Annotated in this window: 1 protein-coding gene; it reads left to right on the top strand. The window is 64.5% G+C overall.

Translation table 11 applies throughout. The features are described 5' to 3' along the window. Window positions 1–33 precede the first annotated feature (33 nt). Window positions 34–330, top strand: a 297-nt coding sequence (locus OQ02_RS43470; RefSeq protein ID WP_331281580.1) for a vitamin K epoxide reductase family protein, incomplete at its 3' end; no start/stop codon positions are given.

Below are 330 nucleotides of genomic sequence, written 5' to 3'. Positions count from 1 at the left end.
GGCGAGGGTCACCGCATGAGGCAGAATGCAGCCATGGCGAACGCGGGTACGGAAACAGCGGGCACGATCGGCGCGAGCAAGGCCCTCGCCTGGCTGCTGGTGATCACCGGAGCGGCCGGGGCGCTCGCCGCCTGGGTCATCACGATCGACAAGTTCAAGCTCCTGGAAGACCCGAACTTCGTCCCGGGCTGCAGCCTCAACCCGATCGTCTCCTGCGGCAACATCATGAAGAGCGAGCAGGCCTCGGTCTTCGGCTTCCCGAACCCGATGCTCGGCCTCGTCACCTACGCCACTGTCTCTTATACACATCTCCGAGCCCACGAGACCTCT

It is taken from the genome of Saccharothrix sp. NRRL B-16314 (assembly GCF_000716595.1).
In the GTDB taxonomy this organism is placed as follows: domain Bacteria; phylum Actinomycetota; class Actinomycetes; order Mycobacteriales; family Pseudonocardiaceae; genus Actinosynnema.
This window is presented reverse-complemented; position numbering and strand designations above follow the sequence as displayed.